The sequence below is a fragment of the Planctobacterium sp. AWM4_229 genome (assembly GCF_056160305.1).
In genome coordinates this window covers 32,228-47,284 of record NZ_JBSWWX010000005.1, presented here as the reverse complement: position 1 = coordinate 47,284, position 15,057 = coordinate 32,228, and the positions used below count along the sequence as shown (strand labels likewise).

10 protein-coding genes are annotated in these 15,057 nt (G+C 40.4%); 6 read left to right on the top strand and 4 right to left on the bottom strand.

Going from position 1 to position 15,057, the window contains the following annotated elements; genetic code table 11:
• Positions 1 to 115 precede the first annotated feature (115 nt).
• The 6 genes from ACXAGP_RS11885 to ACXAGP_RS11860 all read left to right on the top strand — a co-directional run bounded on the left by ACXAGP_RS11885 (position 116) and on the right by ACXAGP_RS11860 (position 8,799).
• Positions 116 to 3,721, top strand: a complete 3,606-nt coding sequence (locus tag ACXAGP_RS11885) for a motility associated factor glycosyltransferase family protein (RefSeq protein WP_475261615.1) — start codon at positions 116 to 118, stop codon at positions 3,719 to 3,721.
• 280 nt (positions 3,722 to 4,001) lie between these two features.
• Positions 4,002 to 4,874 carry a glycosyltransferase family protein gene (locus tag ACXAGP_RS11880; protein ID WP_475261614.1) on the top strand — a complete coding sequence of 291 codons (873 nt, stop codon included), beginning with the start codon at positions 4,002 to 4,004 and terminating at the stop codon, positions 4,872 to 4,874.
• Between the two features lie 23 nt (positions 4,875 to 4,897).
• Positions 4,898 to 6,775: an asparagine synthase (glutamine-hydrolyzing) gene (gene asnB / locus ACXAGP_RS11875; RefSeq protein WP_475261613.1), complete on the top strand. Its 1,878-nt coding sequence runs from the start codon at positions 4,898 to 4,900 to the stop codon at positions 6,773 to 6,775.
• Complete coding sequence (locus ACXAGP_RS11870; RefSeq protein ID WP_475261612.1) at positions 6,762 to 7,280, top strand: hypothetical protein; 519 nt, start codon at positions 6,762 to 6,764, stop codon at positions 7,278 to 7,280. The genes asnB (ACXAGP_RS11875) and ACXAGP_RS11870 overlap by 14 nt, the downstream gene beginning before the upstream one ends.
• Before the next feature lie 140 nt (positions 7,281 to 7,420).
• On the top strand, positions 7,421 to 7,780 hold the full coding sequence (locus ACXAGP_RS11865; RefSeq protein WP_475261610.1) for a nucleoside-diphosphate sugar epimerase/dehydratase: 360 nt from the start codon (positions 7,421 to 7,423) through the stop codon (positions 7,778 to 7,780).
• 41 nt (positions 7,781 to 7,821) lie between these two features.
• Positions 7,822 to 8,799, top strand: coding sequence for an NAD-dependent epimerase/dehydratase family protein (locus ACXAGP_RS11860; RefSeq protein WP_475261608.1), 978 nt, complete (start codon positions 7,822 to 7,824; stop codon positions 8,797 to 8,799).
• A gap of 456 nt (positions 8,800 to 9,255) precedes the next feature.
• Here ACXAGP_RS11860 and ACXAGP_RS11855 read toward each other — a convergent pair whose 3' ends face one another.
• The 4 genes from ACXAGP_RS11855 to ACXAGP_RS11840 all read right to left on the bottom strand — a co-directional run bounded on the left by ACXAGP_RS11855 (position 9,256) and on the right by ACXAGP_RS11840 (position 14,760).
• Complete coding sequence (locus ACXAGP_RS11855; protein WP_475261606.1) at positions 9,256 to 10,596, bottom strand: hypothetical protein; 1,341 nt, start codon at positions 10,594 to 10,596, stop codon at positions 9,256 to 9,258.
• 116 nt (positions 10,597 to 10,712) lie between these two features.
• Entirely contained in the window at positions 10,713 to 11,675 is a 963-nt protein-coding gene (locus ACXAGP_RS11850; protein WP_475261605.1) for a methionyl-tRNA formyltransferase, read from the bottom strand.
• Positions 11,672 to 13,561, bottom strand: a complete 1,890-nt coding sequence (gene asnB, locus ACXAGP_RS11845; protein WP_475261604.1) for an asparagine synthase (glutamine-hydrolyzing) — start codon at positions 13,559 to 13,561, stop codon at positions 11,672 to 11,674. Before asnB (ACXAGP_RS11845) ends, ACXAGP_RS11850 begins: the two co-directional genes overlap by 4 nt.
• Before the next feature lie 56 nt (positions 13,562 to 13,617).
• Positions 13,618 to 14,760: a DegT/DnrJ/EryC1/StrS family aminotransferase gene (locus ACXAGP_RS11840; protein ID WP_475261602.1), complete on the bottom strand. Its 1,143-nt coding sequence runs from the start codon at positions 14,758 to 14,760 to the stop codon at positions 13,618 to 13,620.
• Positions 14,761 to 15,057: the final 297 nt, after the last annotated feature.

Sequence of the window (15,057 nt, the reverse complement as noted above, 5' to 3'; positions counted from 1 at the left end):
TTTTGATAAACTACTCTGGATGTTAATTTTCACGTAGGATGTAATTCAAAATATTGTGCGCAAGATAATAAGCCTCAATATCAAATTTATAATAAAAAAGTAGACAAACGCCGTTATGCTAAAAGATATTCGCTTGCACACTGATAGTGATGAGGAAAAGCAGGAACAACTAGAACAGCAGTTCGCTACTAACCTGGATGCTTTGTTGTTAAGAAACATAAATGCTTTTCAACGCAGTATCCCAAGTATCGTTCCCTATATTAAAAAGGTAAAAAACCAAAACATTTCCATATTTTGCAATCGTTTCGGCGAATTCAACATGGTTGACATAGGACTCGGTAGAACGTTTTATGGTTTTCACCCAAAACAAGAAATTGAGGAACAATACAATCAATTCAAACGAAAAGCGCCTTATTTGGATTTTACAGATGTACAAAATCCAGACCATCACGACGAAACATCTGGTGAGCTTCTAGCTGACTCATTGTCACTTACACAACTCCCCAGTTTACAACGGCTTAATAAAGCTCAGCCACTACCAAAACAGGCTGAATGTGTTGTGGTCTTAGGCTGTGGTTTGGGTCATCACATTACTTCCCTTATCAACGATCAACATATTCAACATATCATTATTTATGAACCAGAGCTGCAATACTTTAAGTCCTCCGCATTGGTATGTGACTGGCGAAATATAATTGATGGTGCCAACGAAAAAGGAACTAATCTCTATTTCCAGTTAGGTAAGGATGGTCGTGATTTAATATCTGATCTGGATGAACTCTGTAAGGCGTTCAATGTAAAAGGCTGTTATTTATACAAACATTACAACCACCCCATTTTTGATGCCATTTATACTCAACTGCTTTCCAGCCCTTGGGAAACATTAAAAACTCAGGGGTTCAAGTTCAGTCAAAATAAAGATTACCGTGATTTTTATCCCCCTTGGACAGCCCCAGTCGACATGAATAACTATCAACAGGTAAGTAAGGACAACACTTTATTCAAAGAAAATCTTGCATCACTCAAGAAGTTTTTTCCTGAAGTTTACAAAGACTTTATAAATTACGCCCCAATAAAATGGTTACCTGTTGAGAACAAAGTTAACGGCAGAATAAATATAATACACAAAGAAACGTTAACGCCTTTCCATGGCAATGATCCCCTTGAAGAAACGACAAGTAGCTTTAACAACTTTAAGAAACACCCGAACAAAGATGGCGTTATTTTTGGTTATGACGGTAAAAAGCTAAAGCACTACGTACATTACCAATTTGTCAATAAAACTGAAAAACTGCTTAAGGAAAGCAAAGAAATAGGGACATTACCAAACACGATTAAATCACTTATCATGTTTGGCTTGGGTTTAGGACATCAATTAGAACATTTACTTGATGACTTTGAAGTAGAAAAACTGTTTATCTGTGAACCTAACAGAGATTTCTTTTTTGCTTCACTATTTTCCATAGATTGGTGTCGTATCTTAGACACTATCAACCAAAAGCAATGGCGACTGTATCTCAATATCGGAGATGATGGCAGTAACCTTATTCGCGATCTATTGAATCAATTTTATTCAATCGGTCCCTACATTTTAAGCAACACCTATTTTTATCAAGTTTATTACAATGCAAATTTGTCCAGAGCTATTGCACAGCTCAGGGAACAATTACAAGTCGTTGTATTAATGGGAGAGTACTTTGATCATGCGTTCTATGGTATTGAACATACTAAGCAAGGCATATTAAGAGGATTCAAGCACTTAATAAAAAACCCAAGTAATGCTTTGACTTATGATAATCTGCATCTGCCTGTATTTCTTGTCGGTAACGGCCCTTCGCTCGACCAATCTATTGCTGACATTAAATCTATGCAAAGCCAAGCAATTCTTATCTCCTGTGGAACCTCTTTGCAGGTACTATACAAAAATGGAATTACTCCAGACTTTCACGCTGAGATTGAACAAAACCGTGCCACCTACGACTGGGTTAGTCGAATTGGCGATAAAGAGTACGTAAAGAATATTTCATTGCTTGCCTGCAACGGTATCCATCCTGATACCGCCGATTTATTCAAAGATGTCTACGTGGCTTTCAAGGAAGGGGAATCTTCGACCATTTGTTGTTTAAACCTCTTAGGGGAAGATAAATATCCCACTCTGGAACATGCTTTTCCAACCGTTTCGAATTTTGCCCTTAATGTATTTAGTCTCATTGGTTTTAAGCAGTTGTATCTTTTTGGCGTGGACCTTGGATTTGTCGATAACAAGAATCACCACTCGAAAGAGTCTGGATATTATAACAACAAAGGCGAGGAGCTTTACGATTACGCGGAAAGTAACAATACCTCGCTAATCGTTCCGGGTAATTTCAGGAAGCAAGTTTTCACCAAGCATGAGTTTAAAATAGCAAAAACTCTAATGGAAGAATTACTCGCATCGAAGACGTTAGATTGCTTTAACTGTAGTGACGGCGCCAAAATTATGGGGACAACACCATTGTCACTGGAAAATATTTTATTGACCTCTACAGCAGAACAAAAAAAACTCACTGTTGCAAAGATCAAGGAAGCGTGCTTTGTCCGCCCGCCAATCACTGAGCGTTTCACTAAGTCTTTTCAAGACATGTACCAACAAGATACTTTGAAAAAAGAGTTGAATAGGTTCATTAAGGCCAGTTCGACGCCTTTTGAGAGTCTTCCAAATGTGGAAAAATTTGTAGAACAACAGAGAAAGCTTCTGGTATCGTCTTTTAAAAGTCACTCTTCTTTGTTTTTTTACCTGTTATATGGTTCCACCAACTATGCGAATGCCCTATTCAGCAAATTAGCAGGTGCTGCAGAAAAAGAAGATTCTGATTTACTTGATGCAGCGAATACAGCCAGAGCTTTGTGGCAAGAAATGTTGCACAAGATAGAGTCTCTCATTACCCGGCCCGGAGATAAATTTGACATATCCAATTCCATGCATGGTAGTAGAGAGCTCACTTTTCTACAATCTGTGCCGTTAGACGATATCGCTTATTCCACACCACTGGCAAAAGACAACAAATTCGAATTCAGGACAAGCTGGTATCTGGACAAGCGGACTAAGTTGCACCCTTTTGATTCGTCAGTCAAAAATTCAGGTATTCACCAATTGATGTTGACAGCAGGAGAAGAAAACTGCCAGGACGTTAACCAGGTATTACAACAGTTTTTAAATGATGTTGATTGTGAAAATGAATTAAAAAAAGTCGTGATTGCGGTGGAGAGTTTAAAGGTATTGTCCAAACTACATATCCCTGAGGGAAATGCTGCGCTCAAAGTGTGTTTAGTGTGTTTTATTGATAGCCTTCAACAGGGGGACTTGAGTTCGCTTGAATCTGGAGATAAACCTTTTTCCATTTACTCAATGTATGAACAATGGTTGGTAAAAGCACTTCATTCAATAGACAGATGGCAAATAATTATCCCTCGTTTATCTTTTTTTCAAAACAGTCCTGACACTATTGAAAAATATGCTGAGGAATTGCGCAAAAGCAACTTCTATAGTGAATATTATGTGAAATTTAGTGATTATCTGGCACTCCCCCAATCAAATAGCCCGTTGAATCTTTTAGACGGGCTAAAAAACAGAGGAGAATATTGTGCAATGCCAATAATAGCGGATGACATTGTTGGCAGGGAATTAACAAGCAAAGAAAAATCAGATTGGCTAAAACTAGCCCAAAAGAAGCTATCTTAAAGCGCACTAATGGTGATTCGAATTGACTAAAAAAGTACTTCTGGTTTTTAAAACTCCTATTCTGAAATGCCCTCGGCCAAGGCGTTTGTACTTAGAGTTAAGTAAGAAGCACCAATGCTCCTATCTGTGCCCTGCAGCTTTAGATGAAAAAGCAGATCACCAGCGCCGTGGATTTATAAACAAACAAGTGCAATCTCCTTTTGTCAGGTGGCTCAACAAAATTGCAGTTAAATTTGGGGTATTGTGGCTTGCAGAAAAGCTTGAGGTACGACGGTATCAGTTGCCACGCATAAATGATGGTGAGTTCGACATCATTTTTGTCCACGACCTGTTTCTTTTGCCGCATTTTAGCCACTTTAACAAAAGTAAAATCATCTTCGATGCGCGTGAATATTACCCGCTGGAATTCTCTGACGATGCTGCATGGCAGCAAACCCGAGGTAAGCTGAGTGAATATGTTTGTCGAAAGCATATGCCCTTAGCCCATAAGCTTCTTACAGTATCCCCAACCATAGCAAGGTGGTACGAAACCTTAGTCAACAAGAAAGTCTACTTTTTCCCCAGCTATCCCAGACAAGAGTTACTTTTTGAATGGGATGACAGGCGAGAGATTAGCTACCCCATTCGGTTTATTCATCATGGTAATGCATTTAAGAATCGCGGCTTGGAAAAAATGATTCACCTCATGCACCTCTTAGGGGGCAACTATCAATTAGATTTGATGCTTGTAACCACTCCTTCAAACGCCTATTTTGATAAATTGAAAAAACTCTCAGAAGAAGTACCTAATGTTCGCATCATTGCACCAGTCCACCCTGATGAAATCATAAAATACTGCAGCAGTTACGATGCCGGACTGTACCTACTAGAGGTTAATAACAGTCAGAATAAACATTGCTTACCCAACAAATATTTTGAATTTCTTTATGCGGGGCTGCCCGTTATCACCAGCTTCTCTGAAGATATGAAAACCTTAACCAATCAATACGGGACAGGGATTGGCTTTTCTGAAGAGTCTATCGATGAAATTGCTCACTCCATTCTCAATCTGACACCTGAGGATTTTGTAAAGTTCCGGTCGGCCATCCGGGATAACATCCATCTATGGAATTTGGCAAATAATGTTAAAGAGAATCTTCCAGAGTTACGATAATACCTAGTAAGGAGACAATTTAAATGTGCGGTATTAGCGGTATATTCCAATTTGATAACAAGGTAGATGTGGCCGAGTTAACAGAGTTTAATCTCTCATTGACTCATCGGGGTCCTGATTTCCAGTCAACCCACATATCTACATCGGGTAATTTGGGCTTGGGTCATTGTCGTCTCTCTATCGTAGATACTTCAAGCGTTGCGAATCAACCATTTCTATCAGATGACAATAGTTGTGCACTTTCGTTTAATGGTGAGATATATAACTATGTCGAAATCCGAGCTGAACTGGAGGCTTTGGGATATCAATTCAGAACCCATTCAGATACCGAGGTCTTATTAACATCTTATCAAGCTTGGGGAGAAGCATGTGTTCACAAATTTAATGGTATGTGGGCATTCGCCATATGGGATGAGCAAAAGCAGCACCTTTTCCTTGCAAGGGACAGGTTTGGTGTCAAATCCCTTTATTACAGGAGCAAGGAGCAGTATTTTGCATTTGCATCAGAGCAGAAAGCATTTAAAAAGCATCACGACGGGCTAAGTATATCAAGCACTCAGGCTAGCTTCTTAATGCTTTATCCGGAAGCGGTTGAATCGGAGCGAGGTACGTTGTACGAGGGGATAGAAAAACTGCTTCCCGGCGAATATATGATCGTTTCCAAAAACAATACGAAAATTTGCAAATGGTGGAATACATACCAATACCTGGCTAGTGGTAACTATGCCAGCGACGCACAATCACTCACAGAGCTATTTATCAATGCCTGTGAGATACGTACCAGAACAGATGTAAAAATAGCGACATCTTTGAGCGGTGGGCTGGACTCTTCAGCGGTTACCTCTGCTTTAGCAATCTTGCCAAATTTGATAACGAGTAAAAGTTTAAAAACCTATGTGGGTTCCTTTGAAAACAGCCCTCTCGATGAATTCAAATGGGCAAAATCGGTGATAGATAAATATCATCTTAATTTTGAAAGGGTCAACATTAGAGGCGATGACGCATTGTCTCATCTGGAAACCACCTGTCTTGCCCTTGAAGATGTAACCTCACTGCCCGCTATCGGCCAATGGCTTGTGTATCAGAACATGAAAAACGATGGTTACAAGGTCTCTATTGAAGGCCATGCTGGCGACGAATTACTGGGCGGCTATCAACGTCATATTAATGTCTATCTGGGTGATCTTTTACAACAGCGAAAATCCCCTGAAAGATTAGCCCAGGTCCTCACCATGTTGGCAGATATGAATCCCGAAATAAAACGCAACTTTGTCCGTGGCAATGTGTTAAATGCGCCACTAGACGCAGCATCGCTGCATGGCAAACTGAAAAACAAAAAACTTTATTTAAAGGCACTCTTATTCGGTGACTATGATTTCCAAAAGGACATCGTCACAGAGCATGATGTGTCAGAATACAGGCAGGAAGACATGTTATTTCAGAAATTGTATGAGGATTTTCACTATTACTCCTTGCCCAATATCCTGAAAAATTATGATCGACTGTCAATGGCAAACTCAGTAGAAATAAGGTCTCCCTTTTTAGACTATCGCTTTGTGCTTGCCGCCTTCAGGGCAAATAGTGACCTGAAAATAGCCAATGGCCGAAACAAAACGCTGATTCGAGAGCACTTTGAGTTTGTGCCGGAAAAAGTGAGAAATAGAACTGACAAGTCGGGGTTTACTCCCCCAATGCAGCAATGGTTACAATCATCGTTAATTGACTGGCTTTCTGACTTGATGTCAGACTCTCGTATAACCGCTTCTACTTTGTTTGATGGCAAAACACTTTCAGAAACCGTACGGTTTTACATCCGCAACAAGCAGTTGGATAAAGTATTACTTTATTGGCCACTTATAAATTTAGCACTATTGGATAGAGGCACTCGTGAATTTAATTGATCGGCGGATTAATAGTTTTTTGACACAGAATGAGCAACTCCAGAAGATCTTGATTTGGGGCAGTGGTCAAATTGGATGGCAAATTAGAGACGTTATCCAGAACGATTTTCCCCAAAGAAAGTTCTTGGGTTTTATCGACTCTGGAGTTCAAAAAGAAATAAAAAAAGACGGGTGTGAAATATACCCCACAACGTCACTCGAAAGTTTTGAGTTTGATGTATTGATTATTGCTAGTATTGCCTATGAAATGGAGATACTCAGAACAATTCAGAGTGAGTTTCCATCCAGCGAAGAAAAAGTTTACCTGATTTCAGAAAACCTTGAAATTCTCCACAAGATTAATCAATACAAGGATGCAAATAATATCAAAGCCCTGCAAGATCTTGCTTTTGATTACCCTGATTGTGCTGCTATCTGGAATAGTCTGGCACGATTAGAAACCAATGAAGGGTTAAGACGCACTTATCAACAATGTGCAGACAGGTTGGCCGCCGAAGAAGGTTAATAAAGCGTAAATTAGTGTGTAAGTTGGAATCCCGGCTGTTTTAACCGAGCGCATATAATTATCTTAACATTAAGTGTTAATTGTCGATAACTTATCATTGCGGACGAATCCCGTAATCACAAAAAAAAAGAGGCAAGTTTATGATCAAATGGTTCAAAGAAAAGATAACTTACATTGTCGATGGACCAGTAGCACTGCTTATTCAAAAGCTCGACGACAAACAGCCTGGTTCACTGTATATATACGGCGCGGGTAAAATGGGTAGAGCCGTGTACGAGTCTTTATCACAGCGGCAAAAAGAGTCCGTTGTCGCTTTTTATGATCGCTCTGCAGAATTTATGGATTTAGAGGTCGATGGAAATCAAGTTCTTCCCCCAGAACAAATTCGAGAGATTGAAAAAGGCAATATTATTGTCGCCTCGGAAGCATTTAAAAATGAAATTTTGGAGTTTCTAGCCCACCGTATTAAAAGTAATAATGTCTCAATAATCGCCTTGTAAGGGACGCCATTTTATAAATAAAAAACATCCGGAGATGAAGAATGGATTTAGCCGATAAGAAAATATTAGTCATTGGTGGTGCAGGCTTTATTGGCAGCCATATTGTGCAACAACTGCTTATGACCGACGTAAAAGAAATCATCATTTATGATAATTTCACACGAGGCAATAGCTCATATATTGAGTCGAGTCTCAAAGATCCCAGATGCAGTATTTTCTCGCACGGCGGTGATATCAGAGATACGGATATTTTAAACGCCGCCATGCGAGGAGTGGATGGGGTATTTCATTTGGCGGCGATGTGGCTATTGCATTGCAAAGATTATCCAAGGACTGCTTTCGACGTCAATATGCAAGGAACGTTTAATGTTTTAGAAGCTTGTGTTAAGAACAACGTCAAAAGGCTCGTATATTCTTCTTCAGCCTCAGTATACGGTGATGCCATTGAGTTACCTATGTCAGAAGAACACCCCTTCAACAATCGCAATTTCTACGGAGCGACTAAAATTGCCGGTGAAGCAATGTGCCGAGCCATTTTTGACAGATATGGTCTGAACTATGTTGGCTTGCGATACATGAATGTTTACGGTCCACACCAAGATCAAACTGCGGCTTACACGGGTGTTATTCCGATCATGCTAAACAAAATTGATGCTGGAGAATCTCCTCAGATTAACGGAGATGGTTCTCAGGCGTATGACTTTATTTCAGTGCGAGACGTTGCTCGGTGCAACATTCTTGCAATGGAATCCGATGTAACGGATCAATTCTATAATGTTGGCTCTGGAGTTCAAACCTCAATAAAACAGTTATGTGAACTTATTTTGGAGCTAAAACAATCAGATCTGAAGGTTCAATACAACCCATACAGTGAAGAAGATGCGAGGCGCTTAGTCCAGAATAGAATAGGGTGCCCGAAAAAGGCACTTGAAGAACTAGGCTTTCAGTATCAAGACACTTTGAGGCAAGGTTTGGAGAACCTTATTTCATGGAGGAACAGTCAGCTCTATGACTCATAGAGGTCGTTGCAATCTGGTTATCTCCAAATCTCTCTAACAATTTGCATCTTGAATTGGCTAGAACGTTGACTCATATTCATTGCTTACTTCCTCAGAGAGAGGTGTTTCGTCACTTGGCTCTTTGTAGCGCTACGTCGAGTGCTGAATACGGCCTTACCCAGTGGCTGTAGTGTTGCCATTCTGAGAGTTAGTTGCCCAGATCTGAAAGAATTGGTGTCGATTGTACTAATTGTATTCTTTGAACAGGGTATTTCAGAAGCTTGATGTCATGATTAGACACCTTTCAAGCAACGCCTTATTTGTTGGCTTTGAGCTCTTGATGTTATGGGCTGACCAGTCCAAGCTTCGTTAAGTAAATTAATTGACTCTAATGCATGAAGTTATTCATGCAAATATGATTTTGTCCACCCAATTACTTGCAAGCTTGGGCCGTTCCATCGCCTTAGACTTTCCAGCTTAGGAGAGCCCTTTGATAATATGTAATTGGAAATCTTTCCACAACATCGTCTTGATATCATCACTACCTGGCTCCAGATTATCTTCTTGCTCAAAGTCACTTTCTTCGAGTTCACTCTCTTCAAGGCCCCAATCTTTTGGTTGAAGCCCCGAACAGTCTATCATTGGGTGCTGTGTCCCCCAACAACTTAGCTTCTCTATATTTGATGAAAATCGTTGGCATTCTTCTTTCAACTCCTGCGAGTGCATTATCCCTTTAGACGACTCACTACTTTTAGAAATAAGCATATCAGCGCTTCGAATGTTCAGTTCATTGAGTAACAGCAAACCTTCTTCCCCCAAAACCGATTGAAATAAGTCGACCGCATTATTGTTAACAATCTCATCACAAGCAAAGAAAGCCGTACGTGAGCTAGAGGAAACCTGAAAACGCTTTGCGATAAAACGATCACAAAATAAACGCAATTGCGTTTCAAGAATGCCTCTAAGTTTTGTTAATAGATCAGCGCAATGGTGACGCTGCCAGAGATAATCACAAAGTAGATAAAGGGACTGATTATAATTCCTCATAAACAAGAGCATTTCTTGCCCTTTATTATCTCTTCCTTTTTCTGCCAATAAATTATCGTACTCTCTCATTAGCGCTTCAGCCTTTCCATAGGCGCACCTATAAACCCGTGACCTGGGCGGCATTGGTTCATTCTGCCACCATCCGGGATGAGTCAAAACCTGCAACCGCTGGCCTTCACCATGAAGTAACACATCTTTTAACCTTTGAAAACGCCAATAACCATTGGAGTCTGAACAATAATCAATATTCTCCATGAAAGTTTTTGAGTAGCAATTTATCAATCCACCATAATATTCAGCATTACAAGACATCAAAAAAGCGTCTGGATTATGAAAACTTACCGCTGTGGGTTCTTGGCCAAACCAGTCTGTAAGCCACTGTTTTTCCCTTGAGATAATGTCATCAAGCGATGTTTCGCAAATGACATTGTGGAAGCCTGCATCAAAATGCAAAGCAATGTCATGCCCCAGCTCCTGGATCTGCCTGACAATGTCAAATTGCCCCTTTTCATGTAGGTTATAAAATTCGCAATGAGGATTTAAAAAATAAGTCGCGGTAATACCTAGTTCATGTTCAATTTTAGCCAAATGCAAGGCTCTGTTCAGAGACAGGTCCAAATCGTGCCGCCACAAAATAAAGGTAGACCGTCCTGAAACTTCACAATAGCGTGAAAATGGATATTTTTTTTGGGCCAGACTCAATAGTTCACGATAGTGTGTCAGAGTAAAGTCATTACTATTGTCGACATTTTCACCGATACTCTGCTGCATCTTGCTAATTAACCTTAAATTTTTTTGTTAGTTTTAACACTACTTGGGTACTTTCTGTGTTTAACGCTCATTGACGTCAACTAAGTTGATATATTTTTACAATCACAGATACTATTTTAATCCAATTTTCTGCAATTGAGATGAGAAAGCATTTTCAATACTTTTTCACTGTTTTCATTTTGTGAATATTCCTCACCCTCCAACGTAGCTTCAAGAATCTCTAGTTTTCCATCCAAGGTACCTACATACAGTTTACCATCCTGTATAACGCATTCTCCGGGCCTAATTCTGTCCGCCAAGACTTTATCCTTCACTTTAGCCACCGCCCAAATTTTTAGTTTCCGGCCCGCAATTCGGCTAAATGCCCCGGGGTACGGCCGAGTCTGAGCACGAATAAAGTTGTACAAAGAGACACTCGATTTTTGCCAATCTATATGCCCGTCTTTAGGTGTTCGCTGTGGAAATGTTCTTCTCAAAGATTCATTCTGTGGGGTGTGTTTAGCACTTCCATCCAAAATGTCTGGGATTTTTGCCTCTAACAATTCGACACCCAATCGCTCAATTCTTTGATACAAAGAAGCGATAGTATCACTCTCGTCAATAACCGTTTGTTGAGCATCTACAACCGGTCCATTATCTACACCGTCAGCAAACCGAAACAGTGTTATACCTGTTTTTGTCTCACCATTTATCATGGCCCATACCAATGGTGCTCCTCCAGTGTAATCTGGTAAAAGAGAAGCATGCATACCATAAGCAGGCGCGATCTCCATCCACGGTTTGGTAAGCATGTGATACCAGCCAACCACTACAAACATTTTCGGCTGCCATGCCCGTACCTGATTAATCAGATCGGGGCAGTTCATTTTATCTCGAAGCATAGTGCAAGGAATGTTGTGATACTGGCAATACCCATTAATATCTGCATGTAGTACATTCTTCACTCTTTCTTCGCTATAAGAAATGCTAAAGCTTTCAGGTGCCGTAACCACACCTGATACTTTAATGCTGTTCAACTTATTAAGGCTATCAAGGCATCTTAGGCCAAATTTACTGGCACCGATAAAGACAATGCTCAATTCTGCCCCCCAAAGTTGTTTAAGAAAGCATCAAAACTCAGCAGCGACCAAATCAACAAGCGCCTGTTGTTACTGCCCGTTAAATGTTCCTCTATTAAGGCTTTGATGGTATTTCTATCTATATACTCATAAATGGCAGAATCGTTCTCCAGCAATTTGGCCCTGACAAAATCAATACTCTCCCCTTTAAACCAACTGGCATCAGGTGAACTAAATCCCTGCTTTTCTGCTTGCGTGATCTTATCTGGGATAAATTTAGACATCACATTCCTGAGTATCTGCTTGCCGTCCTTTGTTTTTTTGAAATACCGCAACGCTTTGTTGCCAGGTTCATTTTCGTTCATTCGAACCACTTGATTAAGATTATTCAGCTTAAGTCGGACCGGGCACTGCATTGCAAAATCCACCAAGTCATTGTCCATAAATGGCACCCTGGTCTCTAAAGAGTGTGCCATACTGAGTTTATCTTCGACGACAAATAACCCATGTAAGAACGTTTTGGCTTCAAAGTACAAAGAATGGTTAATATAATCTTCGGCAGTTTCGAGTTTGTTTTCGTGAGTCCTAAATACACCGCGAAATATGTCACGTGTCCAGACATCATTTACATCAGACCAAATTGGTGAAAACACTCTCTTGAGTTGGTTGTTGGGTATTAGCCTCTGCCAAAATGCGTAGTACTTATCAATATAATCTTCAAAATCATCGCATATAGTTGCGCGATAGTATCGCCATGGATAGCCCCCAAAAAGTTCATCCCCGCCAGCTCCTGACAGTACTACCTTAACAAACTTGCTAGCCAATTTTGCGGCGTAAAAATTTGGGTACGACTGACCGACTCTCGGTTCTTCAATATGAAATGCCAAGGAAGACATACAACGTTCCATATCTCCAGCCTTAAGCACCATTTCGTAATGTTCAGACTTAAACAACGCTGACATAGCCTCGGCTTTACTCCGTTCATCAAACGTCAGTTCAATTCCAGAGGCCGAACTTAAATCGAAACCACAGGTAAATGTTTTGATATAAGGTAATTGTCTGGATGCCAGTGCCGTGAGCGTTCCTGAATCCATTCCACCGGAAAGGTAGGAACCGAGCTCAACATCAGTTACCAATTGCCTATTCACCGCTTGTTGTATAAGCCTATCAAGTTCCTCATGGTACTCTCTAACATCACCAATATCGTCCGGTTCCCTAAAATGGTAATCCCAATACTGAGTCCTTGAATGAGTGGCTTTAGAGCCCACTTTATACTGTATTTTCTCGTATGTTCCCGGAGGAAAAAGCTGGATGTTTTGCAACAATGTTTGTTCAGTAAAAATATTTTGAAAAGTAAAATACTCTAGCAATGCTCTTTTATTAATATGTGGTTTGAAAGAAGGGTGTTGCATTATTGCTTTTTGCTCAGAGGCAAACACAATGCTATCGTCCAGACGTCCGATATATAGAGGTTTAATTCCGTAGCGATCTCTTGCCAAAAGCAACGCTTTTTCCTTTCGGTCCCACAAAGCGAAAGCGAACATACCGTTAAATCTTTCAATCGCTTTTTCTCCCCACTCAGATAAAGCATGAAGCACAACTTCAGAGTCTGTTTGAGAGCGAAACCAATAGCCTATTGCTTCAAGCTCTAATCTTAACTCTTTATAATTGTATATTTCACCGTTATAACTGAGGATAAATCGATGACAGGGAGAAATCATTGGCTGATGGCCTGCGGGAGTCAAATCAATAATCGCCAATCGTCTGTGACCGATAGCGATATTCTCTTCCGACCATTGACCTTCGCCATCAGGACCGCGATGAATGATTGCGTTTGTCATCTTCCGCAGTAACGTTGCTGAAGCGGGCTTACCATCCAGATTAATATATCCAGCTATACCACACATAAATCTCTCACAGGTCCATTTTCACGGATATCGTCAAAGTCATACAATTCTCTGTATCAAAGCGATTTTAAGGCATCTACTACATATGCAAAGTCATCTTCTGACATCATGTTATGCAAGGGGATAGCCATAGTTTGATCATTACACGCTTTTGCATTGATGAAATCATTTGGACATAAGTTAAATCTTTCACGATAAATAGCCAACAAATGAACCGCATGAGTTCCGGGTCGAGTTGCGATTCCTTTAGCTTGCAGACTCTCCATAATATCGTTCCTGTTCATTGGACTCTGAGACGGATCAATATAAGTCACATAGGATTGCCAACCATGTCTAACTTCATTACTCTCCACGGGTGTTTTCAACCACTTTAGAGAGCTTAAATTTTCTGAATAGTAATTCGCCCAGTGTTTCCTAAATTCAATAAACGCTTCAAGTTTATCTAGCTGAACCAAACCGACAGCGCCCTGTAAATCGGTCATACGATAGTTAAAACCAAGTACGTTGAAGTCCGGTAATATATATGGCTTGGGACCGAGATGTCGTTGCTCTTCAGAAAGAGTAGCCCCATGATTTCTCAACTGCACAATGATCCGTGCTAATTCATCACAATTGGTTGTCACCATTCCACCTTCACCAGTGGTAATGGATTTTCTCGGATGGAATGAAAACGAAGCAGCATTACCAAGCCCTCCGGCTCTGCGGCCTCGCAATTCAGCTCCAGCGGCACAAGCAGCATCTTCTAATATCAAGATATTTTCAGGGAGTACTTTTTTTAAACGTTCAACATCAACGCACAAGCCAAAAAGATGAACTGGGATGATGGCCTTTGTTTTTTCGGTGACGCGTTCAACAACCTGATCAATATCCATATTGAAAGATGTCTTACAGACATCAACAAAAACCGGTTTAGCACCACAATAAAGGACAACATTAGCTGTTGCTACCCAAGTAAACGCAGGAACGATGACCTCATCGCCGGGTCCCACTCCCATCGCTACCAGAGCTAAGTGTAATCCCGTCGTGCAGGAGCTAACAGCTATCGCGTGTTTCACACCATGCATCTCAGCAAAACGTTTTTCGAATTCTTGAACTTTAGGCCCTTGAGTTATCCAGCCGGACATGATTGGTTCTCGTACAGCGCGCCATTCATCTTCACCTGTCATTGGCAAAGCTATCGCAATTTCTCTTTTTTCCATGATATTACTCACTGTCAAATTTATTCCATTTAGATTCCTGTGAACAATGCACTCTTCTTCATATCACCTGTCATTATTCCGGCCCCTGTGGTTCTTTATTATCGACACCGATCGGATTAACTATTAACTTTTCTTTCCATTGTCCGATATATTTGCAAGGAAAGAGTAATGTTCAAAACTAAGACCATTATAACTATGTCATAGTGCTCTGGTCGTGTAGTATTTAATATTTTCTTATATCACAATGATTTGGGTGTACTTTTACCAATTCCCACCTGATAAGAACAGAGAGTACCT

What these genes read in the sequence shown, in the direction of transcription:
- ACXAGP_RS11885 (WP_475261615.1), top strand. Translation starts at nt 116, where the DNA reads ATGCTAAAAGATATTCGCTTGCACACTGATAGTGATGAGGAAAAGCAG.
- asnB (WP_475261613.1), top strand. Translation starts at nt 4,898, where the DNA reads ATGTGCGGTATTAGCGGTATATTCCAATTTGATAACAAGGTAGATGTG.
- ACXAGP_RS11865 (WP_475261610.1), top strand. Translation starts at nt 7,421, where the DNA reads ATGATCAAATGGTTCAAAGAAAAGATAACTTACATTGTCGATGGACCA.
- ACXAGP_RS11860 (WP_475261608.1), top strand. Translation starts at nt 7,822, where the DNA reads ATGGATTTAGCCGATAAGAAAATATTAGTCATTGGTGGTGCAGGCTTT.
- ACXAGP_RS11855 (WP_475261606.1), bottom strand. Translation starts at nt 10,596, where the DNA reads ATGCAGCAGAGTATCGGTGAAAATGTCGACAATAGTAATGACTTTACT.
- asnB (WP_475261604.1), bottom strand. Translation starts at nt 13,561, where the DNA reads ATGTGTGGTATAGCTGGATATATTAATCTGGATGGTAAGCCCGCTTCA.
- ACXAGP_RS11840 (WP_475261602.1), bottom strand. Translation starts at nt 14,760, where the DNA reads ATGGAAAAAAGAGAAATTGCGATAGCTTTGCCAATGACAGGTGAAGAT.